Genomic DNA, 24,595 nt, shown 5'->3' on the forward strand with positions numbered 1-24,595 from the left:
GATCGAGGAGCGGGACGTCCTCGGGACCGAACTCAGTAGACACGCGCGTACACCTCGCACTGCTCGGCGAGCGAGCGCGCCTGCACCGAGGCGAACTCGTCCTGCTTGATGGCCTCGAACGTCGCCAGGAACGCGGGGGAGAACCAGCCGGAGACGACCTCGTCGGCCTTCAGCATCTCGAGTGCCTGCTCGAGATTGCGGGGGAGCGTCGCAAGGTGCGAGTGGCGGTCCTCGAGGTCGAGCTCGCCCTCCACGATCTCGGGAGTCTCCAGCCCGTCGCGGAGCCCCTGCATACCGGCGCGGAGGATCATGCCGAGGAGGATCCACGGATTGGCGCCTATGTCGCCGCCGCGGAACTCGAAGTGCAGCTGACGACTCGGGTCACGGCCGTCGATCTCGTTCGTCGGGCAGATCCGCAGCAGCGCCTCACGGTTCTGCAAGCCGAGGAAGGAGCGAGCCGTCGACCAGTTGTGCGGCGCAAGGCGCAGGTAGCTGGTGGCGAGCGGGGCGAACAGGGCCGCCATCGCGGGCCCGTATCTGACGATGCCCGCAGCGAAGCCTCCTGCCAGTTCCGACATCCGACCAGGGCGGGCCGGGTCGAACACGAGCGTGTTGCCCTCCAGGTCGTCGAGGCCGAAGTGCACGTGCACTCCGTTCCCCGTCTCGCCCGGCGCGACGACGGGGGCGAACGACGCCTCGCGGCCGTGCGCCTCGAAGATGTCGTACACGATGTCGCGGACGAGGATCGCGCGGTCGGCCGCGGCGACCGGATCGGTCGGGGCGACGGTGATCTCGTACTGGTGGCGGCCGTACTCGGGCAGCCAGGTCTCGGGCTCGAGACCCGCGCGATGCAGCACCGCCATGAGCTCGGAGCCGATCGGCTCGGCGCGGCGGAACGCCTGCAGGGAGAACGGGTGGTGGTCGCCCTTGGCGCTGATGTCCATGAACTCGTGCTCGAAGGAACAGCGGGTGGTGATACCGAACTCGGTGCGCAGCTGCTCGACGGCGTCGCGCAGGAAGGTGCGCGGGCAGCTCTCCCACGGCGATCCGTCGGTGTTCACGAGGTCGGCGAACACGACGTTCAGCGGCGGTCGGCCAGGGATGCCGTCGACGCGAGCATGAGAGGTCGCGTCGGGCTTCAGCCGCAGGTCTCCGGTGGAGCCGTACGGGATGTCGTCGACGATGTGCCCGAGCGAGCCGATACCGAGGTTCGCAGGTACCCAGCCGAGCGAGGAGTTCTCGTCGAAGTCGGCGAGCCGCATCGAGCGGCCTTTCGTGCGGGCCGAGATGTCGGTCGTCGCGATGAAGATGAGCTCATCGTTCGTGGGTGCGGGGTCCATGTGTTCGGTTCCGTTCGTCGTGGCGTCTTCGTCGCCGCCGGGGTGGTCGGTCATCAGTCCAGGTCTTCACTGCTGAGGCGCGAGCCGATGCGATCGGCGAGCGAGGGTTTGACGAGCACGATGATCAGGCCGATGAGGCACCAGGCTCCGGATATCCAAGGGAAGTAGGAGTAGGGGGCGACCTGGCCCGCGATCTGGATGAAGTAGACATACGCGAGGAAGGCGAGGCCGAGCACCGGGATGACGATCTCCCACTTCGGGATCTTTGAGCCGTGCGAGAAGGTGTGCCTGATCACGCCGACCGAGGTCATGCCGTAGGCGACCACCATGCAGAGGGTCGCGATCGTCGCGAACCAGTAGTAGACGTCGACGGAGGTCGCGCCGAACAGGCCGAACGCGACCGCGAAGACCACGGTCAGGACGACGACGAACACCGTCGCGTGCACCGGCACCCCCGTCTTCGCGTTCGTCGCGGCGAACGACTTCGGTCCGAAGCCGTCACGGGCGAGGGCGAACATCAGGCGGGCGGCAGCTGCCGTCGAGCTCAGGAGCGAGGCGAAGGCGACAAGGAACGCGAAGATCGCGATCAGCACGGCGAACCACTGGCCGACGTAGGTGGAGGCCAGCGTGGTGAGTGTGGAGGAGGAACCGGCGAAGGCTTCGACGCCCGCGGCATCCGTGCCGAATCCGATCGTCTGCGCGAACATGACGAGCACGTAGATGACGCCTGCGACGAGCACCGCGAGCAGGAGTGCACGGGGTACGACGCGCTTCGGGTTGCGGGTCTCCTCGCCGAGGGAGGCGCCCGACTCGAAGCCGGCCCAGGACAGGAAGCCGAACACGGCCGCCGTCATGACGACGCTGATCGGTGCGTCACCCGGCGTGAGCACCGAGAAGTCGACGCCGGTCGAGACCGGGGCGTCGCCGGAGGCGACGCGGACGATGATCGTGACGGAGAGGACGACCATCGCGGCGATGCCGACGAAGCCGATGCCGAGGAGGGTACGCGCGGTGACGGTCGACTCGCGGACGTTGAGGAAGAGCGCGAAGACCGCGACCACCACCGGCACGACCACCCAGCTCCAAGCCGGCATGGTGACGCCGAACTCGGCCAGCATGGCCTCGAAGAATACGCCGCACGCTCCGGCGATGCAGACGGCGAAGAAGATGTAGGTGCCCAGCAGTGCGAAGCCGCCGAAGAAGCCGGCGCGCGGCCCGAGCGTGGAGCCGGCGAGCGCGTAGACCGAGCCGGCGTGCGTGACGTAACGGGTGAGGCGGATGAACGCGTACGCCACAAGCATGGTGCCGAGGAACGACACGACGAACGTGAACGGGACGCCAGGGCCGACGAGGCCGGCGACGCCGATGCCGTTGAGGGACATCGCCATCACGGGACCCATGAAGCCCACCGAGATCGCGACCACCTCCCAGAGTCGGAGCGTCTTGCGCGTCGGTGTCGCGGCTGCGGCCTCGGGTGCGCCGTCGCTCGGGATCTTCATCGTCGAAGTCATTTCGGGCCTTTCGTCTGACGTCAGCTCTGACGCCCGGGATTGCCAACCGGACCATGCGGGTTCGCTGGGGGCTGTAACAGATATTACATCAGCGGGTGATTGGCGCAAGCAATGTTTCAGACATTCCAGTTCGAGTGCCCTCAGATCCGCCAATAGCCCCAGAGAATCGCAGGATTCTCGGGGGCCTTTTCGTCTCTCGAGACGCGGGTCCGGGTTGCACTCGTCCGGGATCTGGCAGGATCGGCTGCATGACAGACTCGACCGGACGCACCTCGAACCCGACTGCCTGGGCTGCCTTCTGGGTCGCGCTCGCAGGCCTCGTCCTGATGCCCATTCCGCTGTTCATCGGGCTGATCCTGGGCGGCCTGCTCTCGATCATCGCCGCAGTCCTCGCCGTGATCGCCCTGCTGAAGGGGCTCGCGAGAAGCGGCACGGGCATTGCACCCGTCGTCTTCGCGGCGATCTTCATCGCGCTCACCTGGGCCGGTATCTCGGTCGGCGGCGGCACGATCTGGTGAGCCCGGGCCGGCCGGTGACGCTTTCCTGACGGGCGCCGCGCCTACTCGGCGGCCGGCTCCGCGATCGGCCGGTTCGACTCCGATGGCGGCTCGATGTCGACGACCTGGTCGGCCCGGTCGGCGGCGATCGCCGCCTCGGCGGCGAGGACCTGCTCGGGCGTGAGTCGCAGGCGTTCGGCCTTCGACGGACGGATGGCGGGCACGTCGCCGACGATGGGGACGGGCGTGCGCCAGCGACGGAAGCCGTAGCGCGCCCAGAGCCCGATCATGGTGCTCAGCCGGTTGCGCGACCCGAGCAGGCTGCGAATGTGCACGAACAGCCAGGCGGCCCACGCCGAGTAGCCCGTCAGGCCGATGAGTCTGCGGAATCCGGGCACGTGCTGCAGGAAGCGCAGCGCGTGCAGCACCGGCAGGTTCGCGAGACCGGGGATCTCGCCGACGGCGGAGCGGCGCCCGATGATAGCGAGCTGGCCCTTGTCGTAGTACTCGAACCGCTCGGTCGGCTTGCCGTCGAGCAGTCGGAGGATCTGCTTGCCGACGTGATGGCCGCCCTGGATGGCGGGCTGGGCGAGCTGCGGCAGATCCTGCGGGGCGATCGCGACATCGCCGGCGGCGAAGACACCGGGCAGGCCTTCGACCTGCAGGTCCTCGCCGACCTTGATGCGGCCGTGGTCGTCGAGGGGCAGGCTCCAGTACTGCACCTCTTCATGGGGTGCGACGCCCGTCGCCCAGATGGTCATGTCGGACGGGATGGAGCGGCCGTCGGTGAGCAGCACGGCGCGCTCCTGCACCTCGGCGACGCCGGTGCCGAGGCAGAGTTCGACGTCGCGGCGCACGAGCTGCTTCGCGGCGTAGCCGCGCAGCTTCGGGATGAAGGGCTTCAGGAGTTCCTCGCCGCGCTGGACGATCGTGATGCGGAACGCCTCGCCCTCGAGCTCGGGGTATGCGGGGCGGAGACCCTGGTCGCGCAGTTCGGCGAGGGAGCCGGCCATCTCGACGCCGGTCGCGCCGCCGCCGACGACCACGACGTGCAGGCCGTCGGTACGTCCCTCTTGCTGGGTGGCGAGTTCGAGGCGAGTGAAGAGCGTGTCGCGGATGCGGATCGCCTGCGACCGCGAGTACACGGCGAACGCATGCTCCTTGGCGCCCGGCGTGCCGAAGTAGGCGGTGGTCACGCCGTTGGCGAGCAGCAGGTAGTCGTAGTCGATCGTCTTGCCGTCGAGGAGGCGCACCGACTTCGCGTCGGGGTCGATCTCCATGAGGTGCTCGTGCACGATGTCGAGGTTCGGCTGGTGCAGGCGAAGGCTGCGGAGGAAGTGGGTGACGTCGCCCGGGTTCAGACCGCCGGTCGCGACCTGGTAGAGCAGCGGCTGGAAGGTGTTGTACACCCGGCGGTCGATGAGCGTCACGCGCACGGGCGCCTTCGCGAGGGCCTTCGCGGCGTTCACACCGGCGAATCCGCCGCCGACGATCACGACGTGGGGGAGGGAGGCATCGGATGTCGCAGCTCGAGTCACATGACAACGGTACCGAGCGGCGGCGACGGATGCCGCAGGCCCGTGGCCCGTGGCATCCGCCCTGCTCGTGATCAGACGTCGATCGGCAGCTTGAACAGGCGCTTCGCGTTGCCGGCGAGCACGAGTTCGCGGTCGGTGTCGCTGATCTCGAGGTCGTTCTTGACGAAGTCGACGCCCTGTCCCATCCAGCTGTAGAACACGGGGAACGAGGAGCCGAACAGGTAGTGGTCGGCGCCGTTGATCTCGAGGGCGGCCTCGACCTGGGTCTTGCCCCACGAGTGCGGGTGCGTCATGTCGAAGAAGATGTTCTCGTCGAGGTACTGCTTGATCTTCTCGCCGCCGGACGGGTCGAGGCGCTGCATGGCCTCCGCCTTGTTGGTCGCATGGGGCGTGAGGAGTGCGGTGTTCGCGAACCAGTTGCCGCCCATCATCGTGTGGATGAAGCGCAGACCGGGCATTCGGTCGAACATCTCGCTGAAGAGCTCGCGGCCGACGGCGATGCCCTGGTCGATGATGCGGCCGTACTCGCGGCGGAGATTCGTGTAGTCGATGACCGACTTCCACTCGACGGGCAGCGGTGTGTGGTGCACGATGACCGGGATGTCGAGCTTCTCGATGACCTTCAGGTAGGGCTCGAACACCGGGTCGTCGAGGTAGAGCTGGCCGTAGTGGCAGGCGAGCTGTACGCCGACGGCGCCGAGGTCGCCGACGCTTCGTTCGAGCTCGTAGATGTTCTCTCTTCCGCCCCAGGGCGGCACGCAGGCGGTGGCGAAGAGGCGCCCGCCCGAGCGTTCGACGATCTCGGCGGCGTTGTCGTTGACGGCCTTGCACGTCTCGAGGCCGAGCCACTCCTGCCAGACGGGCACGCGCATGATGCCGTAGTCGACACCCGCTTCGTCCATGGCGGCGAGCTTCGCCTCGGCGAAGTAGTCGCCCTCGACGTAGTTGAGGTTCTGATGTCCGGCCGGTTTCTCGAGGATGAGCTGCTTCCTGCCGCTCTCCATCTCGATGACACGGGCGATCTCGCCGAACCCGCGTGGGGCCGAATCGAGGAACCCGTTGAGGATCTTCTCGTTGGTGAAGAGGTCTTCGGGGAGGTGGTGGATGTTGATGTCGACGACCGTCATGGTCAGTGCTCCTTCTCGCTTCGTCGCGTGATGTCGATTCAGTGTAGATCAGATCGTATTGGAAATCGTGTGTGATCCTGTGTAGGATCATGATCACGCTCGACGTCGAACGAACCTCGTCGACCTCCGGGCGGAGAGAGGGGCCGAGATGGCCGAGCTGACCCAGCGCGACGTCGCCTACGAGGCGAACGGCACGCGCATGATCGGATGCCTCGTGGCGCCGGTCGGCGCTGCGGGCGCTGACGCTTCCGCGCTCGCCGCGGGCGGCCCTGCTGCCGAGTCCCGCCCCGGCATCCTGCTCGTGCACGACGCATTCGGCCTCGGCGCCGACACGATCGACCTCGCCGCCCGCTACGCGGAGCTCGGCTACGCCGTCTTCGCCGCCGACATGTGGGGCGAGCGCACCGAACCGCAGGGCGGCGCCGACATCGGGCGCCTCATCGGCTCGATGGCCGCGAACCGGGGCGAGTGGATGTCGCGCCTCGGCGCCGCGCACGAGGCCGCCGCCGCCCAGCCCGAGTTCGACGCCGACCGCACGGTGATCGTCGGCGCGTGCTTCGGCGGGTCGTCGGCCCTCGAGTACGTGCGCACGGGCGCACCGGTGGTCGCGGCCGTGAGCATCCATGGTGGCCTCGACCTCGTCGCCCATGACTGGTCGGCCGCGATCGGCTCGGCGACCGTGCTGCTCTGCACCGGCGCCGACGACCCCATGGCCGGTCCCGAGCACTGGCAGCCGATCAAGGCGGGCCTCACTGGCGCGGGCATCGACTGGGAGTTCGACCTGTACAGCGGCACCCGGCACGCCTTCACCAACCCGAAGACCGACGCGCTCGGCATGCCGGGCGCCGCCTTCCATCCGCGCAACGCCGCCAGGGCGTGGGCGCGCACCGTCGACTTCCTCGGCGAGGTGACCGGCGCAGCCGCCGGCATCCGCTCGAGCGCCCGTTGAGTCAGAGAACAGAGGAACAGATGACCGACATCGCCATCATCGGCGCGGGCCCCGGTGGGCTCGTCACCGCCCTGCGCCTGCACCAGGCCGGGTTCAGCCCGACCGTCTACGAGAGCGTGCCCGAGCTGAAGCCGCTCGGCGTCGGCGTCGACATCAAGACGGTCGGCACGCGCGAGCTCGACGACCTCGGCCTGCTCGAGGAGTTCCGTGCGATCTCGGTCGACGCCGAGGACTCGATCTTCTTCAACCACTTCGGCCAGGAGATCTACGCCGAGAAGTGCGGCGTGCACATGGGCTACCTGCACGAGCAGCGGTTCGTGCACCGCGGCATCCTGCAGATGCTGCTGTTTCGCACGGTGCTCCAGCGTCTCGGCGACGACGCGGTCGTGCTCGGTGCGCGCGTCGTGCGCTACGACCAGGACGCCGACGGCGTCACGCTCGAGCTCGAGCACCGCGACGGCCGCACCGAGCAGGCGCGCCACGACGCCATGATCGCGGCCGACGGCATCAAGTCGGCCGTGCGCCGGCGGATGCATCCGACCCAGGCCGAGCCCGAGTTCTCGGGCATCACCATGTGGCGGGGCACGACGCTGCGCGAGCCGATCCGCGGCGGGCACACGATCCTGCACCTCGGCGACCCGCGCATCTCGACGATGATCGTGTACCCGATCGCCGAGGACTTCGAAGGCTCGGGCCTCGACCTCATCAACTGGGTGGTCGAGACCAACGGCGAAGAAACCGTCGAGGACTGGAACCAGGTCGCCGACCCCGAGCAGATCATCCCCGCGTTCGACTCGTTGAAGCTGCCGTTCCTCGACGTGCAGCAGCTCATCCGCGACTCGCGCGAGGTGTACCTCTTCCCGCTCATCCGCCACTTCCCGCTCGACACCTGGGTCGACGGCCGGGTCGTGCTGCTCGGCGACGCCGCCCACGCGATGTACCCGCGCGGCGGCAACGGCATCACGCAGGCCATGCTCGACGCCCGCGTGCTCACGGAGCAGCTCGTCGAGCTGGGCGACCCGGGCGAGGCGTTCGCCGCGTACGACCGCGCGCGCCGCGAGATCGTGAACCGTATCGCCGACAACATGCGCGGCGAGGGCTACGAGGTCATCCGCCGCATCGTCGCCGAGCGCACCGATGGGCAGCCCTTCGACGACATCGAGCAGGTGCTGCCGCTCGCCGAGGCCGACGAGATCTTCTCGAAGTACCACGCGCTCGTCGGGGCACCCCGCCCGGGGCACGAGGCCGGCGAGGCGACGGGCTTCCGCACCTGGGAGGCCGCGCAGGTCGAGGCGGGTCGCGCATGACCGACATCAGAACAGCGGATGCCGCGGAGCGCGCCGCGATCCTCGCCCTCGAGGCGAGTCGGCAGCAGGCGCTCATCGACGGCGACCTCGACACCCTCGCGCGCATCTTCGACGACCGGCTCGTGCACATCCACGCCCCGGGCGTCGTGCACGACAAAGCGATGCTGCTCGAGCACGTCGGCACTCGCCGCGCCTACCGCTCGATCGAGCGCGGCGACCTCGAGATCCGGGTGGTCGGCGATGTCGCCATCGTGACCGGCCCCATCGTGAACGAGCTCGCGAACCCCGACGGCTCGACGCGCACGCAGCAGGGCGTCGTCACGCAGGTCGTCGTGCGGGGGGCATCCGGCGAATCCGATGCCGGTGCGGATGCCGCGTGGCGGTTCCTCAACTTCCAGCTCACACCGCGCGGCGAGGAGGTGTGGGGCAAGCTCCCCTCCGAGCTGCGCACCACCGCCGGGCCCGCCGAGGTCGCCGATTCCACCGAGGAGGCCGCACGATGAAGCTCGCCAGGTTCACCGTCGACGGCTCCGAGCCGCGCATCGGCCGGGTCGACGGCGACGTGCTCGTCGACGTCTCCGATGTGCCGGGCGTCGGCACCTCGCTCCGGGCGATCCTGCCCCACCTCGACGCGCTCGGGCCGGCCATCCGCACGTGCGAGGGCGTGACCCACGCTCTCGCCGACGTGGAGTTGCTGCCGCCGATCGACGACCCGCAGAAGTACCTCGGCATCGGCATGAACTACAAAGAGCACGCCGAGGAGGCGCGCGCCGCCGGCATCCCGATCCCGACGAGCCAGCTGTGGTTCAACAAGCAGGTGACGTGCATCACGGGCCCGTACGGCGACATCGTGAAGCCCGACGTCTCCGACGAGCTCGATTACGAGATCGAGCTCGCCGTGGTCATCGGCCGCGAGTGCAAGCACGTCCCGGTCGAGGACGCCCGTTCGGTGATCGCCGGATACCTCGTGGCGAACGACGTGTCGGTGCGCGACTGGCTGCAGAAGCGCTCGCCCACGTTCACGCTCGGCAAGTCGTTCGACACGCACGGGCCGATCGGGCCGTGGCTCACGACCGACGACGAGATCGCCGACCCGCTCGACCTGCGCATGACCCTCACGGTCAACAGTGAGGTGCGGCAGGACTGGCGCACCGACGACATGATCTCCGACGTCTACGAGCAGATCGCGTACCTGACGCAGGTGTTCACGCTGAAGCCCGGTGACATCCTCGCCACGGGCACGCCCGCGGGCATCGGTGCGCCCACGCGCAACTTCCTCGAGGTCGGCGATGTCGTGCGGGCCGAGATCGAAGGGCTCGGCGCGATCGAGAACCGCGTGGTGCCGGAGCGCCGTGTCGAGGAGCCTGGCGTGGGGGAGCATCGATGACCCGCATCACGATCGAGATCGACGGATTCGCGCACGAGAACCCGGTCCCGGCCGCGTGCCGCATCGGCCCGCTCGTGCAGTCGGGCGTGCTCACGGCGCGCGACCCGGTCACGGGCGAGATCCCGGCCGACCTCGACACCCAGGTGACGCTCGTGTTCGCCCGGGTACGAGAGGTCATGGCCGCCGTGGGCGGGGGAGTCGGAGACATCCTGAAGCTGACGCTCTGGGTGGCGGACCACCGTGATCGCGAGGCCATCAATCGCGAGTGGATCGCGATGTTCCCGGATGCCGCAGACCGGCCGGCTCGCCAGGTGATGGCAGCGCCGCTCGACCGGGGCTGCCTCGTGCAGGCCGAGCTGACCGCGGTGATCGAGGAGCGCGCGGGAGGCGGCATCCGATGAACGCCGTCAAGCAGGAGATCGCATATGATCTCACACACGAAACTCACACCGGGCACCAGCCCGGCACGACCGACCGCACGACGAACGTGCGACGCAATGGCGCGAGGACGGGAGCAGGAACCCCCATGACGAACACGAAGACGAGCCCCAACGAGACCGTCGCCATCGCGACGGCCCGGGAGACGCAGCCCCGATCGTGGGTCGGCTGGGCATCGTCCCGCTTCTCGGTGATCGCCGTCTGGATCCTCCTGATCGCGATCTTCGCCGCGCTGCGGCCTCAGAACATGTTCCACGCCGGCACCTGGGCGTCCATCTTCGGCGGGCAGTCCGACCTCGTGTTCCTCTCGGCCGCCCTGCTGTGCACGATCATCGTCGGCGAGTTCGTCGACATGTCGGTCGCGTCGAACTTCGGCCTCGCGTCGATCCTCACGGTCGTGCTCAACGTGAACCACGGCTGGAACGTCTGGCTCGCCGCGCTCTTCGCCATCGCGATCGCGACCCTCGCCGGCCTCGTCAACGGGCTGCTGGTCGTACGGCTCGGCGTCAACACCATCGTCGTCACGCTCGGCATGGGCACGGTGCTGCTCGGCATCGCGAGCTGGGCGAGCAACCTGCAGCCCGTGAGCGGCCTGCCCGCCGAGTTCTCGAAGGTCGCCACGACCACGTTCGGCGGCCTGCCCACGACGTTCTACCTCGCACTCGTGCTCATGCTCGGCTTCGCCTACCTGCTGCAGTTCACGCCCCTCGGCCGCAACATGCGCTTCGTCGGCGAGAACCGCGAGGTCAGCCGCCTGGCCGGCGTGCGCGTCAACCGCATCCGCATCGGCGCGTTCGTCTCCGCGGGCATCATCGCAGGCCTCGGCGGCGTGCTCTCGGCCGCCTACTTCGGCGGCGCCGAGGCGATGACCTCGCAGACGTACATGCTCCCCATGTTCGCCGCGACGTTCCTCGGCACCGCGATCTTCCAGCCGGGGCGGTTCAACCCGCTCGGCACGCTCGTGGCCGTGTACTTCCTCGCAACCGGCGTGCTCGGCCTCAAGTTCCTCGGCGCGAGCCCCGCCATCTCGAACATCTTCTACGGCGGTGTGCTGATCATCGCGGTCAGCATCTCCACCGTGCTCCATCGCCGCACCAGGTAGGCGAGCCGCACCACCCCGCACCATCCCTGCACCACCTGGCACCCCCGCAAGTCCATGTCCGAACTGTCAACGTCGTCACGTAAGGAACACCGCATGAACGCATCATCCGCCCGCCGCATCAAGGGCCTCGTGGCCGCCGGCGCGGTCGCCGTCAGCGCCCTCGCTCTCGTCGGCTGCGCCGACTCGGGCAGCGCCACCTCGCCCTCCGCGTCGGCCTCCGCCGGCAGCGGCGACTCCGACCTCGACGCCGCGCTCGCCGCCGTGGAGGCGCCGCTCGACGCCTACCCCGTGCCGACCGAGGCGGTCGACGGGATCGACGCCTTCAAGGGCGAGACCGTCTACTACGTGCCCGTCACGCTGCAGTCGCCGCAGTTCAGCATCGTGAGCGCGCAGCTCACCGAGGCCCTCGAGACCGTCGGCATCTCGGTGCAGGTATGCGACGGAAAGGGCAACCCGAGCGACATCGGCTCGTGCATCGGCCAGGGCACCCAGGCCGGCGCCGCCGCCATCGTCACCGACGCGGTGCCGTACGGCCTCGCGGCCAACGCGCTCGATGCGGCCCAGGCGGCCGGCATCCCCGTCGTCATCTCGAACCAGATCCCCGACGACAGCCACCCCGCGTCCGAGACGCTCGGCTACGTGCCCGCCGGCGGCTCCGACCAGGAGATCGCGATCGCGCAGTGGATCACGAAGGACTCCGGCGGCACCGCGAACATCCTCATCAATCGCACGGCCGACGGCCCCTCGCAGAAGGCGTACGTACAGGCCGGGACCGACGAGCTCGACGAGATCTGCCCCGACTGCACGTACACGATCAACGACGTGTCGTCGTCGAACTTCCCCCAGGTCACCCCGTCGGTGAGTGCCGCGCTGCTGAACGACCCGACCATCGGCTACGTCGTGAACGACTTCGCGCAGTTCCTGCAGCCGACCCAGGGCGGCGTGCAGGCCGCGGGCATGATGGAGTCCGTCAAGGGCGTGACCGGCTCGGCCGGCATCGGCGCCCTCCAGGCGCTCGCGTCGAACACGTACCTCTACGCCGCGACGGGGCAGGCCAACGCCTACCAGGGCTGGGTCGAGGCCGACCTCGCGCTGCGGCTCATGACCGGCTCGACGGTGCCCGAGTACACCATCCCGGTTCGCCTCTTCACGCGTGAGAACATCGGCGACGTGACCCTCACCGAAGAGGCAGAGGCATCGGGCGAGTGGTTCGGCCCGACGACGTTCCGTGAGGACTTCGAAGCGCTGTGGGGTGTTGCATGACCCTCGGCACCGCGGTCGGGGAGCGGGCGGCATCGCCCGCTCCCCGGGGCGCCCGCCTCACGGTCGAATCGCTCTCGAAGACATTCGGCCGCACGCGGGTGCTGAAGGACATCACGTTCGACGTGCGCCCCGGCGAGGTGCACGCGCTCGTCGGGCAGAACGGGTCGGGCAAGTCGACCGTCGCGAAGATCCTGTCGGGCCTCTACACGCCCGACGAGGGCGGCGTCGTCTCGTTCGAGGGCAGCCCCTTCGACCTGCCCGTGACCCCGCACGACGCCCGCACCCGCGGTATGGCGATCGTGCACCAGAGCCTCGGCCTCGTCGACTCGTTCACGGTGCTCGAGAACCTGCGCGTCGGCCGCCTGTCGCCTACCGGCCCGTTCCGTCGCATCGACTGGAAGCGCGAGCGCGCGGCATCCCAGGCGGTGTTCGACCGCATCCAGCGCTCGGTACCCCTCGATGCGCTCGTCGGCGACCTCGGCGAGGAGGATCGTGCGATCGTCGCGATCGCCCGCGCACTGCAGGATGCCACGCCCTGCAAGGGCCTCATCATCTTCGACGAGTCGACCCGTGCCCTCGGCCGCCGCGCCCTCGAGGGCTTCTTCACGCTCCTCGACGAGATCGTCGCGACCGGCACCGCGGTGCTGCTCATCACCCACCGCCTCGAGGAGGTCGTCGACGCGGCCGACCGCGTGACCGTGCTGCGCGACGGCGCCGTGGTCGAGTCGGGCCGCGAGGTCGCGGGCATGACCGAGGCGACGCTCACGGGCCTGATCCTCGGGCGCGAGCTCATCGACCTCGGCGACCGCGCCCCGCTGCCCGGCCTGACGGGCGAGCCCGTCGCGGTCGCCGACGTCACCGGGCTCGGCGTGCACGACATCGCGTTCGAGGTGCGCCCCGGTGAGGTGCTCGGCCTCACCGGCCTCGCCGGCTCGGGCTACGACGACGTGCCGTACCTGCTCGCGGGCGTCTCGAATGCGACCGCCGGCGAGGTCTCGCTCGCGGGCTCGACCATCGGCCTCGCCGGGCTCACGCCGAGCACGGCGATCTCGAGCGGCATCTCGCTCGTGCCCGAGGGGCGTGAGCACAGCGGCATCGCGGCGGGCATGTCGGTCTCCGAGAACATCGCGTTCCCGCAGACCTCTCGCGCGAAGCGAGGCCTGCTGCCGTTCTCGGCACGCGGTGAGCGCTCGCTCGCCGACGAGTGGATCGAGCGCCTCGACGTGCGCCCGCCGCGCCCCGACGCCATGGTCGGCACGCTCAGCGGCGGCAACCAGCAGAAGGTGTTCGTCGCGAAGTGGCTCGCGACCGACCCGAAGCTGCTGCTGTTGCACGAGCCCACGCAGGCGGTCGACATCGGCGCTCGCCACATCATCGGCGCCGCCATCCGGGATGCCGCCGAGACCGGCACCTACGTCGTGGTCGCGGGTTCCGACGAGAACGAGCTCGCCCTCGTGTGCGACCGCGTGCTCGTCTTCGCCGACGGCGAGATCCAGCGAGAGCTCACCTCGCCCATGACGCCCGACGACATCGTCGCCGCGATCTACACGAACGGCGCGCGTGCGCGGCTGCGGCAGCGCAGCCGGGCGGATGCCGCCGGCTCCGCCGAAGGCGCTGCGCCCGCGGCGCCTGGTTCGAGCGCTTCGCCGACGGACGGCTCCGCTGATGACTGACGACCGCGACCTCGACGGCTTCTTCTCGGAGGCGCGCGTGAGTGCCCGCGACGAGGCCGTGGAACTCGACGACGGCAGCTTCCGCGACCACCTCTATCCGCTCGACGGCGACGAGCTCGCCCCCTGGCGGGGCATGTCCTACGAGGAGTTCACGGCCGCTCGGCAGGGCAACGAGTTCCTGCAGGCGCTGCTGCGCGACTGGGACGCGCTCTACGACGAGCCGTTCGTCGGGATCACGGCCGACGGCGTCGTGCTGGGCGAGGTGTGGGCGGATGCCGCATCCGCATCCGCATCCGCGCCCGCTGGTTCAGGCGACCCCGCCCTCGTGGCCGCCGCCGAGCGCGTGCTCACGTCCTTGCCCGACGACCTGCGCGAGCGCGTTCAGTACGACGTCGACGCCCCCGACTGGCGTGGCTGGAGCAACCCCGAGTTCGTGTTCCACCGAAACGGGCTGCGGCTCGAAGACCTCGCCGACCGGCAGGTCGCGTCGATCCTGGGCCTCGTCGAGGCATCCCTCAGCCCCGAAGGATTCGCGCAGGTCCGCGAGGCGATGGCCCTCAACGGATACCTCGGCGAGCTCACCGAGCTGCCGACGATCATGAACGAGCGCAGCTACTGGTTCTCGCTCTTCGGCACGCCCTCGACCGACGGGCCGTGGGGCTGGCAGCTCTTCGGTCACCATGTCGCGCTGAACTTCGTCACCGTCGGCGGACGCGACGTCATCGCGCCGGTCTTCATCGGCGCCGAGCCCGCGCTCTCCGACGGCGCCCGCCCGCCGCTCTTCGACGATCGCGAGGGCCTCGCGCTCGAACTGGCCGGATCGTTCACGCCCGAGCAGCGGGCCGAGGCCGTGGTGTTCGCCTCGGTGCTCGACCCGGCCATGCCCGATGGGCGCCTGCACCCGGCCGACGAGCGCCACGTCGCGGGCGCCTTCCGAGACAACCGCGTGGTGCCCTACGAGGGCATTCCGGTGTCGCGATTGGATGCCGCGCAGCGGGCGCTGGTGCGCCGCATCGTGGCCGACTTCCATGCGCTGCTGCGCGAGCCCCAGCGCGACGCGATGCTCGCACGCTACGACGCGCACCTCGACGAGACGTGGTTCTCCTGGTACGGCGCGACCGACCGCAGCGAGCCCGTGTACTTCCGCATCCAGAGCCCGGTCGTGATCGCCGAGCTCGACAACCACGCGGGCGTCTGGCTGGCGAACCGCCTGCCGGCGCGCTTCCACGTGCACACCACCCTGCGTCTGCCCAACGGCAACGACTACGCGCGTGCGTGGATCGCGCGGTGGCGAGCGGGCCGAGACGCCTGATCGTCGTTCGGCCGGCGCCGAAAGGCGTTCGGAATCGGTGTCCGGCTCACGACGGGCGCCACCTCGGTACTTCGGTACTGCCGCGCGCGGGCGTGGACTCGCTGGGTGCGACGTCAGAGATCGTGGTTCAGGCTCTTTCTTGCGCAGCTAGTGAGGGGGCAGGTCGCCGCGACACCAGGCTTTCCAGAATGACTCCAAGTCACCTGATAGCCAGGTGGACTCTGCGTTGATCTCGGACCAGTACGCGATGGCGCCGCCTGCGTCGATACAGAACGGGTTCCCGGTTCCGTCGTCTCCGAACGCCAGCCCGAATCTCCTAGCATCGGGATGACCGTTCCGCGCGATGCGTTCCTGCAGAGGCCAGATGACGTCCCACTGCCCGTCGCGATGCCAGACCCCATCCGTTTGAAGATAGAGCGCCCTGAGAGAAGGCGGCATCACTTCGTGAAGTCGGCCTTCCGCGTCATCGATCCGGGTCGGCGTCGCGCCTGGACGCGTCGAGATGTAGGGCAGGTCAAGGAGTACCGCCCAACTCTCGGCCTCGGATCCGCCGCCATTCACCATTCTGTCGTCCGTCGGCTCGGCGCTCTATGCCAGCTGCGACTCGCTCGGCGTGTGGCCCGCGAGGGCGGCGTCATAGGTCGTGACCGCGACGAGGGTGTTGATCTCGTGCTGGCGGGCGGCGGCCTCGATCTCGTCGGGGTCGGCGCCGCTCTCGATGAGGGCGACGAGGGCCTCGTGCTCGGCGACGGAGGCCTGGGCGCGGCCGGGCGCGTGCCAGTAGGCCGAGCGGCGGATGAAGTCGAGCCGCGCCCACTCGTTGGCGAGCAGCTCATTGAGGCGGGTGTCGTCGCTCTTCGAGCACAGCACCTCGTGGAAGCGCCGGTTGAGCAGGCCGAAGAGGTTGGTGTCGAAGTTCGCGAGGGCCTCGGCCATCTGGGCGTTGAACGCGCGGGCCTCTGCGAGGTCGTCGGCGGTGAGGTTCGGTGCCGACACGGCGGTCGCGAGCCCCTCGAGGCGGGCGAGCAGGCGGATGGTGCGCTCGAACGCCTGCGCGTCGAACGTGCGCACGAGGGCGCCGACGTTGGGCACGATCTCGACCCAGCCCTCGGCCTCGAGGCGTCGCAGCGACTCGCGCCACGGTACCGAGCTGATGCCGTGCTCGCGGGCGAGCTGGTCGATGACCAGCCGGTACCCGGGCCCATAGGTGCCATCGGTGATCCGCGCCTTCAGGACGGCGTACGCCTGCTCTGCCTTGCTCGCTGCCATCATCGGTCCTCTCGCGCGTCCTGCGATTGTATGGGAAATCGCACACGATCTGTGAGGTCGACCTCGGAATGGGCGGATGTCGCCCCGACGAGTTCGAGCAACCGGCCGACGACCGGGTCAGCAGCGGCGCCGCGGCGCGCGAGCACGAGCGCCCGCAGGGGTGCGGGGGAGGGATGCGTCGGCCGCACGACGAGGTCGAAGCGCCCGAGGCTCGCCTGGTCGGCGTCTGGCAGCAGAGCGGCCCCGAGGCCGGCCTCGACGAGCGGCACCATGTTCTGGATGGTCGCAACGGTGCGCACCTCGCGCGGCACGACCCCGAGCCGCAGGAACTCGGCGTCGACGAGCTCGGGCAGGCTCGGCACGGCGGCCGTGCGCTGGGGGAGCAGCACGATGCGGTCGTCGAACCAATGCAGGGGCAGCGGGTCGGGCGCCTTCGTGCCGGGCGGCAGCGCCGCCACGAGAGGCACCGCACCCCAGTCGCGGATCTCGAAGGCGTCGCCGTGCCTGGCGACGAATCGCCTGGGGTCGGCGACCAGGACGGCCGCGACATCCGCCCGCCCGTTCACGACGAGGTCGAGCGCGGTCCACGGCGGCGGGTCGACGAGCCGGATCTCGAGGTCGGGGGAGCTGGCCGCGACGTCGCGGAGCAGGCGAGGGATCCGATGCCAGATGAGCGCGGGCACGGCCGCGACCGTGAGCACGCCGTTGCCACGCCCGGCCGAGCGGCGCACGGTCGCGACGATCTCGTCGACCTCGCCGAGCACCCGGCCCGACGACTCGAGCAGCGTCCGGCCGGCGGTCGTCGGCTCGACGCCCCGCGACGTGCGCACCAGCAGCGGCATGCCGAGCTCGGTCTCGAGCTGGGCGACGGCGACGCTGAGCGGCGGCTGGGACATGTGCAGCGCCTTCGCGGCGGCCGTGAGCGAGCCCGCCTCGACGACGGCGTGGAAGTACCGCAGATGGCGAAGTTCCATGTGCGAAGCCTATCGTCGCATCCGTTCGATAGGTCTGGGCTATGACCGGCAGAGCGCATCGGTAGTACCGTGAACCGCCGCGCGTTGCGAGCCTTGAGGTGTTCGACACCCGGAAGGAAACCGCCATGCTGCCCACCTGGAACCAGACCCCGCCGTTCGCGATCACCCGCGCGAGCCACGTCGCGCTCGCCGTGACCGACCTCGCCGCGAGCCGCGACTTCTACCGCGACACCATCGGCCTCGTCGTCACCGAGGAGACCGACGACGTGGTCTACCTGCGCGGTCTCGAGGAGGCCTCGCACCACAGCCTGCGCCTCGAGCTCGCCGCCGAGCCGAAGGCGCTCGCAATCGGTCTTCGCGTGCGCACCGACGACGACATCGTGGCCGCGGAGCGGCACTTCACGGGCTCGGGTATCGACTTCGAGCGCGTCGACGTCGACCACCAGGGGCTGACGATCCGCTTCCGCGACCCGGTGGGCACGCACATCGAGCTCACCTCGTCGATGGACGTCGTCGAGCGCAAGATGCAGCAGTTCGACGAGTTCGTCGCGGGTGCGCCGCAGCGCCTCGACCACTACCAGGTCGTCACCTACGACGTGCAGGCCGCGACCGACTTCTGGACGGGCCTCGGCATGCGCATGAGCGAGTACACCGCGACCGACGGCACCGACGAGCTCTGGGGCACGTGGATGGAGGTCAAGGGCAACACGCACGACCTCGTCTTCACAAACGGCCGGGGCCCCCGACTGCACCACTTCGCGTACACGGTGCCGGATGCCGCGTCCCTCATCCATGCGGCGGATGTCGCGGGCGCGACCGGCTTCGGACAGGAGATCGACCGCGGCCCCGGCCGCCACGGCATCAGCAACGCACTGTTCCTCTACTTGCGCGACCCCGACCAGCACCGCATCGAGCTGTTCACGACGCACTACCAGTTCATCGACCTCGAGGCCGCGCCCATCAGGTGGGATGTCTCGAACCCGCGCCGCGCACAGCTCTGGGGCATGCCGGCGTCACGTCGCTGGTTCTTCGAGGCGAGCGAGTTCCCGGGCGAGACCGTGCACGAACCGTTCGTGACCGCGTCGCCGGCGACGCTCGAGGACTTCCTCGGGGTGCACTGACCGGCTTCGCCCGCCTCAGCCGGCGAAGTACCGGTCGAGCCCGACCCCTCGAAGCACCTCGTACCCGAGGCCGAGCGTGCAGTACAGCGTCAGCAGCCCGCCGAAGGCCTTCTCGCGCCACGAACCCGTGTCGCCGAGGATGGGCAGCGCGACGTAGCCGTTCTGCAGCCAGAGGCGGTTCAGCACGGGGATGTCGTCGACGATGTCGGGCGGCCGGGGCACCCACGGCCAGAAGAGGCCCGGCAGGCCGCCCGTGGTGAGGGCGTCGCCCGCGAGGTGCGCGACGAAGCCGAGGGTGACCGCGAGCGGGAACCAGGCGATCTGCTCGGGCGCGAAGACGACGATGAACAGCCCGAGCGCGACGCCGGCGAGCCACGCGGCGATCCAGGAATCGACGAGGTCGCGCGCCTTCAGGGCGAACGCGGTGAGGGCGGCGGTGCCGAGGCCGGCGCCGATCGCGACCGTGCCGGGATCGAAGCCGCCGATGGGCTCGACCGCCACCGTGAACACCGTGAGCGCCCATGCGGCGGCGGCCACCACGAGGACTCCGACGGGGGAGTGCGCGCCATGCCGGTGCCCGCCCGAGAGCGCCCCGACGAGGCGTGCGGTGAGCGGCCCGAGGACCGGCACCGAGCGTGAGATCGTCGCGCTGTGGTGGTCGGCGTCGGGGAGGAGCGCCGCCCCGGCGCAGACCGTCGCGCCGACGACGACCCCGATCGGGTCGAGGGGGTACACCCCCGTCGCGAGCAGGGGAGCGGCGCCGGTGACGGCGACCCAGGCGGCGGCGCCGCTGATCGCGTGATTCATGCCCATCATCGATCGACGATCGTATCGAGGGCCACCCACATCGCCCGACGGCGTCGTAGGCTCTGAGGGTGGAACTCCGAGACATCCCGCTCACGACCATCGACGGCGCGACCGTCACCCTCGCCGACTACGCCGACGAGGTGGTGATGGTGGTCAACGTCGCGTCGAAGTGCGGGCTCACCCCGCAGTACACGAAGCTCGAGGAGCTGCAGCGCGAATACGGCGACCGGGGGTTCACGGTGCTCGGGTTCCCGTGCAACCAGTTCGCCGGCCAGGAGCCGGGCGACGCCTCCGACATCAAGGAGTTCTGCTCGATGACGTACGGCGTGAGCTTCCCGCTGATGGAGAAGGCGAAGGTCAACGGACGCCACCGTCACCCGCTCTACGAAGAGCTCACCAAGGTCGAGGACGCACGCGGCAAGGCCGGCCGGGTGAAGTGGAACTTCGAGAAGTTCGTCATCCAGCCCGGGGGCGAGGTGTTCCGCTTCCGGCCGACGACCGAGCCCGACGACCCCGAGATCATCGCGGCGATCGAGCGCGGCATCGCCGAGCGGCGCGCCGCCTGAGGCATCCAGCCCGGCCCGGCGCGTTTCCTTGACCGCTCGTCGGGTGCGACCCACAATTGGGGGGTTATCCGATTGCAGGGGAGCGGAGACCCGATGTCCGACGCGTACGCACGTCCGAACCACGACGACCAGCCCACGGTGCCCGATTTCGCGCCGCCGCCGGTCGCCGCTGACGGCACCGCCCTCGCCGGAACGGCGGGCACTGCGCCGGCCGCGTCCGAACCGGGCGACGAGGGCCGGCACTGGAGCCGCGACCTGCGCTTCATGCTCGTCGTGCTCGCCGCGATCGTGGCGCTGTTCCTCGCCTTCGCCCTGCTGATCGCCTTCAGCCCGACGGGTGCCGCGATCAGCGCGCTCGCGATCATCGCCGCCCCCATCGCCACGATGGTCGCCGCCTACTACGGCATCTCGCTCGCGCTGCGGCAGGTGCGCGACGCACGCGACGCGGCCGAGGCGGCCGAGACCCGCGCACGTGCCGCCGAGACGAGCGCACGCGAGTCCGACGCATGGGCCGCGCAGATGGAGTCGGGGCTGCGCGTCGCCGTCGCGAAGCTGCGCGCCGCGGGCGTCGACACGCGCGACGTGGAGCGCGCGGCGGGAACGCCCGACGAGTTCTTCTGAGCGACCGCCTCCACGCAGGCGTACGAAAGGCCCCGCCCATTGGGCGGGGCCTTTCGTCATTGCTCCGGTGCGTTGCGGGCGCGTTCGTGAAGCGACCGCTCAGTGAAGCCGCCGCTCAGAGTTCGGCGAGCAACGACAGCGGCTGCTCGATGCAGCCGGCCACGAAGGTGAGGAACGCGGCCGCCTCCGCGCCGTCGCACACGCGGTGGTCGAACGAGAGCGTGAGTTCGGTGACGGTGCGCACCGCGAGCGCGCCGTCGACGACCCAGGGGCGCTCGACGAGCCGCCCGATGCCGAGCATCGCCGCCTCGGGGTGGTTGATGATCGCCGCCGAGCCGTCGACGCCGAGGGTGCCGTAGTTGTTCAGCGTGAACGTGCCGCCGGTGAGCGCCGCCGGTGCGAACACGCCGGTCGCGGCCGCCTCGGTCTGCGTGCCGATCGCGTCGCGCAGTGCGCGCAGGCTCATGCCGTCGGCGCCGTGCACGACGGGCACCATGAGTCCGCGGGGCGTCTGCGCGGCGAGACCGAGGTTGACGGCGCCGTGCAGCACGAGCTCCTCGCGCTCCGCGTCGAAGCTCGAATTGAGGCGCGGATGCTTGCGGAGACCCGCGACGACGAAGCGGGCGACGAGGGCGGTCGTGCCGAAGCGTTCGCCCGTGGCCGCGTGCAGCTGCTTGCGGGCCGCGACGAGGGCGGTTGCGTCGACGTCCATCCAGACGGTCGCCTCGGGGATCTCGCGGCGCGAGCGCGAGAAGTGGGTGGCCGCGGCGCGGCCGATGCGGTCGAGCGGCACGCGCTCGTCGCCGACGAGCGGTGCGAGCGGCGCAGCCTGCACCGCGGGTGCGGTCGCCGGGCCCGCGGGCTGTGCCATCGCCACGGATGCCACGTCGGGCGCCTGCGGCGCAGCCGCACCCTGCTCGCCGATGAACGACTCGACGTCGCGGCGCATGACGAGGTGGTCGGGGCCGGATCCGTCGAGCTGAGCGGCGTCGAAACCGTGCTGGCGGGCGAGCCGTCGCACGATCGGGGAGACGACGGGGGAGCGACGGGCGGGGTCGAGCCGCGAGGGCGCAGCGGTCGGCCCGCCGCTCGCAGCGGGTGCGCCGGCACCGCCGCGACGACGCCCGAACCGGGCGGGCGCCGAGGCTGCGCGCTTCGTCACCGTCGAGGCGCGGGTGCCGTAGCCGATGAGCACGGCGCCCGACTCCTCGGTCGCGACGTCGGTGGGGGCGGCGACACCGGGCTCGGCCGGAACCGGGCGCGGGGCGTCGTGCGAGGTCGGCGCCGTGGCATCCGGACCCGTGGAGGCGGGCGCTGCAGGCGTAGAGCCGGCCGCGGAGCCGAGGGTCATGAGCACCGTGCCCGCGTGGAGGGTCTCGCCGACCTGGCCGCCGAGCGACTCGACGACGCCCGCGAACGGCGTCGGCAGCTGCACGACCGACTTCGCCGACTCGAGCTCGACGACCGGCTGGTCGATCGCGACCTCGTCGCCGGGGGCGACGAGCCACGCGACGATCTCCGCCTCGGTGAGGCCCTCGCCGAGGTCGGGCAGGATGAATTCGCGCGTCATGCGTCCCACTCCCAGGTGTCGAGCGCGGCCAGGATGCGGTCGGCCGTCGGCAGTTGGTGCTCCTCGAGCTTCGGCGAGGGGTACGGGATGTCGAAGCCGGCGATGCGCAGCACCGGGGCCGCGAGGTGGTGGAAGTTGCGCTCGGTGACCCTGGCGGCGACCTCGGCGCCGTAGCCGCCGAACTGCGCGGCCTCGTGGATGACCGCGGCGCGCGAGGTCTTGCGCACCGAGGCGCCCACCGTCTCGTCGTCGAAGGGCGACAGGGTGCGCAGGTCGACGACCTCGATCGAGAGGCCCTCCTGCTCGGCGGCCTCGGCGGCCTCGAGCGCGGTGCGCACCGTCGGGCCGTAGGCGAGCAGCGTGACGTCCGTGCCGGTGCGCACGACTTCGGCGCGATCCATCGGCGCGGTCGTGACCGGCAGGGCGACGGCCGCCTTCGCCCAGTAGCGGCTCTTCGGCTCCATGAACACGACGGGGTCGTCGCTCTCGATCGCCTCGCGCAGCATCGAGTACGCGTCGGCCGGGTTCGACGGCATCACGACCGTGAGCCCCGGCGTCGACGCCCAGTACGCCTCTGACGAGTCGGAGTGGTGCTCGACGCCGCCGATCGCACCCGCGCACGGGATGCGGATGACCATCGGCAGGGTGACGCGCCCCTTCGTGCGGTTGCGCATCTTCGCGACGTGCGACACGATCTGCTCGAACGCGGGGTAGCTGAACGCGTCGAACTGCATCTCGACGACGGGGCGCATGCCGTACATCGCCATGCCGACGGCCGTGCCGATGATGCCCGACTCCGCGAGCGGCGAGTCCCAGATGCGCTCCTCGCCGAACTCGGCCTGCAGGCCGTCGGTGATGCGGAACACGCCGCCGAGCGGCCCGACGTCCTCGCCGTAGACGATCACGCGGTCGTCGGCGGCCATCGCATCGCGGAGCGCGGCGTTCAGCGCGCCCGCCATGGTGAGCTGCGTCGGTGCGGATGCCGCGGGGCCGGCGTCCTTCGTCGCGGTGGCGGTCATCGGGCGTCCTCCTGGTGGTGGCCTGCTGCGGCGAGTTCTGCGGCGAGCGCGGCGCGCTGGTCGGCGAGGGCGGTGCGGGGCCGCGAGTAGACGTGGTCGAAGATCTCGAGCGGATCGAGCACTGCCTCCGCGGTCATGACCTCGCGGGTCGCGGCGGCGAGCTCCTCGGCGGCGTCGGTGATCTCTGCGCGGAGGGACTCGGTGAGCGCCCCCTCGGAGACGAGGTACTTCTCGAGTCGCTCGATCGGGTCGCGGCGCTTCCAGTGCTCGACGTCGCGCGCGGCGCGGTAGCGGCTCGGGTCGTCGGAGTTCGTGTGCGGTTCGATGCGGTACGTGACGCCCTCGATGAGGGTCGGGCCGCCGCCCGTGCGCGCCCGCTCGACGGCGGCGTGCGTGACGGCGTACATCGCGGCGACGTCGTTGCCGTCGACGTGGAAGCCGGGCATGCCGTAGCCGACGGCCTTGTCGGCGAGGGTCGCGGCGCGGGTCTGCTTCTCGAGGGGGACGCTGATCGCGAACTGGTTGTTCTGCACGACGAAGACGGTCGGCGTCTGCCAGACCGCGGCGAAGTTGAACGCCTCGTGCGCGTCGCCCTCGCTCGTGGCGCCGTCGCCGAGGAAGGTGAGTGCGACGATCGGGTCGCGGCGCAGCCGCGCGGCGTGGGCGAGGCCGACGGCGTGGAGGGCTTGCGTGGCGAGCGGCGTCGCCTGCGCGGCGGTGCGGAACGCGTGCTGGTCGTAGCCGTTGTGCCAGTCGCCGCGGAACGACTGCAGGATGTCGGCCGGCGCGATGCCGCGCGTGAGCAGGGCGATGCTGTCGCGATAGGTCGGGAAGAGCCAGTCGACCGCCTCGAGCGAGGCGACGGCACCGATCTCGCAGGCCTCCTGGCCGTACGCCGAGGGGTAGGTCGCGAGGCGGCCCTGCTTCGTGAGGGCGGTCACCTGCACGTCGAAACGGCGGGCGATCACCATCTTGCGGTAGAGCCCGAGGAGCGTCTCGGTGTCGGGCAGCGAGAAGCCGCCGGTGGCGTGGCCGGTGACGGCGTGACCCGCGTTGTCGAGCAGCCTGAGCGGCTTCTCCGATGGCAGGGTTCGGGTCGGTGCGTGCTCGACATTGAGGCTCATGGAGCCATCGTGCGACATCGTCGACCCACGAGGTCGGGCGTGTCATCCAAGCGTGAACGAACGGCTGGCGAACGGCGAAA

The 24,595-nt window shown here is 70.2% G+C and carries 24 protein-coding genes; 13 read left to right on the top strand and 11 right to left on the bottom strand.

The window, feature by feature from the left end; translation table 11 throughout:
- Window positions 1-32 precede the first annotated feature (32 nt).
- Both ACFVTX_RS17125 and ACFVTX_RS17130 read right to left on the bottom strand, forming a co-directional pair.
- Window positions 33-1,394: a glutamine synthetase gene (locus ACFVTX_RS17125; RefSeq protein ID WP_386902249.1), complete on the bottom strand. Its 1,362-nt coding sequence runs from the start codon at window positions 1,392-1,394 to the stop codon at window positions 33-35.
- The gene (locus ACFVTX_RS17130; RefSeq protein ID WP_386902251.1) at window positions 1,394-2,839 is read right to left on the bottom strand and encodes an APC family permease; all 1,446 of its coding nucleotides are present in this window, start codon (window positions 2,837-2,839) and stop codon (window positions 1,394-1,396) included. Before ACFVTX_RS17130 ends, ACFVTX_RS17125 begins: the two co-directional genes overlap by 1 nt.
- 260 nt (window positions 2,840-3,099) lie before the next feature.
- Here ACFVTX_RS17130 and ACFVTX_RS17135 point away from each other — a divergent pair, with 260 nt between their 5' ends.
- The gene (locus tag ACFVTX_RS17135) at window positions 3,100-3,369 is read left to right on the top strand and encodes a hypothetical protein (RefSeq protein WP_386902253.1); all 270 of its coding nucleotides are present in this window, start codon (window positions 3,100-3,102) and stop codon (window positions 3,367-3,369) included.
- 41 nt (window positions 3,370-3,410) lie between these two features.
- Here ACFVTX_RS17135 and ACFVTX_RS17140 read toward each other — a convergent pair whose 3' ends face one another.
- Both ACFVTX_RS17140 and ACFVTX_RS17145 read right to left on the bottom strand, forming a co-directional pair.
- Complete coding sequence (locus ACFVTX_RS17140; protein WP_386902255.1) at window positions 3,411-4,886, bottom strand: NAD(P)/FAD-dependent oxidoreductase; 1,476 nt, start codon at window positions 4,884-4,886, stop codon at window positions 3,411-3,413.
- Between the two features lie 71 nt (window positions 4,887-4,957).
- The gene (locus tag ACFVTX_RS17145; protein ID WP_386902257.1) at window positions 4,958-6,013 is read right to left on the bottom strand and encodes an amidohydrolase family protein; all 1,056 of its coding nucleotides are present in this window, start codon (window positions 6,011-6,013) and stop codon (window positions 4,958-4,960) included.
- A gap of 148 nt (window positions 6,014-6,161) precedes the next feature.
- On the opposite strand from ACFVTX_RS17145, the gene ACFVTX_RS17150 reads away from it, so the two are divergent.
- The 9 genes from ACFVTX_RS17150 to ACFVTX_RS17190 all read left to right on the top strand — a co-directional run bounded on the left by ACFVTX_RS17150 (window position 6,162) and on the right by ACFVTX_RS17190 (window position 15,444).
- Window positions 6,162-6,962 (top strand): dienelactone hydrolase family protein, encoded by an 801-nt coding sequence (locus ACFVTX_RS17150; protein ID WP_386902259.1) that lies wholly within the window; start codon window positions 6,162-6,164, stop codon window positions 6,960-6,962.
- Between the two features lie 20 nt (window positions 6,963-6,982).
- Entirely contained in the window at window positions 6,983-8,269 is a 1,287-nt protein-coding gene (locus ACFVTX_RS17155; RefSeq protein WP_386902261.1) for an FAD-dependent monooxygenase, read from the top strand.
- On the top strand, window positions 8,266-8,772 hold the full coding sequence (locus ACFVTX_RS17160) for a nuclear transport factor 2 family protein (RefSeq protein WP_386902262.1): 507 nt from the start codon (window positions 8,266-8,268) through the stop codon (window positions 8,770-8,772). The genes ACFVTX_RS17155 and ACFVTX_RS17160 overlap by 4 nt, the downstream gene beginning before the upstream one ends.
- Entirely contained in the window at window positions 8,769-9,656 is an 888-nt protein-coding gene (locus tag ACFVTX_RS17165; RefSeq protein WP_386902264.1) for a fumarylacetoacetate hydrolase family protein, read from the top strand. The genes ACFVTX_RS17160 and ACFVTX_RS17165 overlap by 4 nt, the downstream gene beginning before the upstream one ends.
- Window positions 9,653-10,057 carry a RidA family protein gene (locus ACFVTX_RS17170; protein WP_386902269.1) on the top strand — a complete coding sequence of 135 codons (405 nt, stop codon included), beginning with the start codon at window positions 9,653-9,655 and terminating at the stop codon, window positions 10,055-10,057. The genes ACFVTX_RS17165 and ACFVTX_RS17170 overlap by 4 nt, the downstream gene beginning before the upstream one ends.
- A 125-nt stretch (window positions 10,058-10,182) precedes the next feature.
- Window positions 10,183-11,196 (top strand): ABC transporter permease, encoded by a 1,014-nt coding sequence (locus ACFVTX_RS17175; protein WP_386902271.1) that lies wholly within the window; start codon window positions 10,183-10,185, stop codon window positions 11,194-11,196.
- A 93-nt stretch (window positions 11,197-11,289) separates the two neighbouring features.
- Entirely contained in the window at window positions 11,290-12,459 is a 1,170-nt protein-coding gene (locus tag ACFVTX_RS17180) for a sugar ABC transporter substrate-binding protein (RefSeq protein ID WP_386902273.1), read from the top strand.
- Window positions 12,456-14,132, top strand: coding sequence for a sugar ABC transporter ATP-binding protein (locus ACFVTX_RS17185; protein WP_386902275.1), 1,677 nt, complete (start codon window positions 12,456-12,458; stop codon window positions 14,130-14,132). The genes ACFVTX_RS17180 and ACFVTX_RS17185 overlap by 4 nt, the downstream gene beginning before the upstream one ends.
- Window positions 14,125-15,444 carry a DUF3500 domain-containing protein gene (locus tag ACFVTX_RS17190; protein WP_386902277.1) on the top strand — a complete coding sequence of 440 codons (1,320 nt, stop codon included), beginning with the start codon at window positions 14,125-14,127 and terminating at the stop codon, window positions 15,442-15,444. Before ACFVTX_RS17185 ends, ACFVTX_RS17190 begins: the two co-directional genes overlap by 8 nt.
- 147 nt (window positions 15,445-15,591) lie before the next feature.
- Here the strand turns inward: ACFVTX_RS17190 and ACFVTX_RS17195 are convergent, their stop codons facing one another.
- Genes ACFVTX_RS17195 through ACFVTX_RS17205 form a run of 3 tightly spaced genes read right to left on the bottom strand, consistent with a single transcriptional unit; the run spans window position 15,592 to window position 17,687 of the window.
- Window positions 15,592-16,008, bottom strand: coding sequence for an SMI1/KNR4 family protein (locus tag ACFVTX_RS17195; RefSeq protein WP_386902279.1), 417 nt, complete (start codon window positions 16,006-16,008; stop codon window positions 15,592-15,594).
- Between the two features lie 24 nt (window positions 16,009-16,032).
- The gene (locus ACFVTX_RS17200) at window positions 16,033-16,713 is read right to left on the bottom strand and encodes a GntR family transcriptional regulator (RefSeq protein ID WP_386902281.1); all 681 of its coding nucleotides are present in this window, start codon (window positions 16,711-16,713) and stop codon (window positions 16,033-16,035) included.
- Entirely contained in the window at window positions 16,713-17,687 is a 975-nt protein-coding gene (locus ACFVTX_RS17205) for a LysR family transcriptional regulator (RefSeq protein WP_386902283.1), read from the bottom strand. The genes ACFVTX_RS17200 and ACFVTX_RS17205 overlap by 1 nt, the downstream gene beginning before the upstream one ends.
- 125 nt (window positions 17,688-17,812) lie before the next feature.
- Between ACFVTX_RS17205 and hpaD the strand changes: the two genes are divergently transcribed.
- Window positions 17,813-18,808: a 3,4-dihydroxyphenylacetate 2,3-dioxygenase gene (gene hpaD / locus ACFVTX_RS17210; RefSeq protein WP_386902284.1), complete on the top strand. Its 996-nt coding sequence runs from the start codon at window positions 17,813-17,815 to the stop codon at window positions 18,806-18,808.
- A 15-nt stretch (window positions 18,809-18,823) separates the two neighbouring features.
- On the opposite strand, the gene ACFVTX_RS17215 is transcribed toward hpaD, so the two are convergent.
- Window positions 18,824-19,615 (bottom strand): metal-dependent hydrolase, encoded by a 792-nt coding sequence (locus tag ACFVTX_RS17215; RefSeq protein ID WP_386902286.1) that lies wholly within the window; start codon window positions 19,613-19,615, stop codon window positions 18,824-18,826.
- Between the two features lie 68 nt (window positions 19,616-19,683).
- Between ACFVTX_RS17215 and ACFVTX_RS17220 the strand changes: the two genes are divergently transcribed.
- Together ACFVTX_RS17220 and ACFVTX_RS17225 are read left to right on the top strand one after the other, a co-directional pair.
- A complete protein-coding gene (locus tag ACFVTX_RS17220; protein WP_386902288.1) occupies window positions 19,684-20,181 on the top strand; it encodes a glutathione peroxidase in 498 nt (165 codons plus the stop codon).
- Window positions 20,182-20,274: 93 nt separating this feature from the next.
- Entirely contained in the window at window positions 20,275-20,802 is a 528-nt protein-coding gene (locus ACFVTX_RS17225; RefSeq protein WP_386902290.1) for a hypothetical protein, read from the top strand.
- A 115-nt stretch (window positions 20,803-20,917) separates the two neighbouring features.
- On the opposite strand, the gene ACFVTX_RS17230 is transcribed toward ACFVTX_RS17225, so the two are convergent.
- From ACFVTX_RS17230 to pdhA, 3 genes are read right to left on the bottom strand one after another with little or no spacing between them, the layout of a single operon-like run.
- Window positions 20,918-22,372, bottom strand: a complete 1,455-nt coding sequence (locus ACFVTX_RS17230; protein WP_386902292.1) for a dihydrolipoamide acetyltransferase family protein — start codon at window positions 22,370-22,372, stop codon at window positions 20,918-20,920.
- Window positions 22,369-23,391, bottom strand: coding sequence for an alpha-ketoacid dehydrogenase subunit beta (locus ACFVTX_RS17235; RefSeq protein WP_386902294.1), 1,023 nt, complete (start codon window positions 23,389-23,391; stop codon window positions 22,369-22,371). The genes ACFVTX_RS17230 and ACFVTX_RS17235 overlap by 4 nt, the downstream gene beginning before the upstream one ends.
- Window positions 23,388-24,515 (bottom strand): pyruvate dehydrogenase (acetyl-transferring) E1 component subunit alpha, encoded by a 1,128-nt coding sequence (gene pdhA / locus ACFVTX_RS17240; protein WP_386902295.1) that lies wholly within the window; start codon window positions 24,513-24,515, stop codon window positions 23,388-23,390. The genes ACFVTX_RS17235 and pdhA overlap by 4 nt, the downstream gene beginning before the upstream one ends.
- Between the last annotated feature and the right edge of the window lie 80 nt (window positions 24,516-24,595).

The organism is Agromyces sp. NPDC058136 (genome assembly GCF_042884375.1).
Taxonomy (GTDB): Bacteria; Actinomycetota; Actinomycetes; order Actinomycetales; family Microbacteriaceae; genus Agromyces.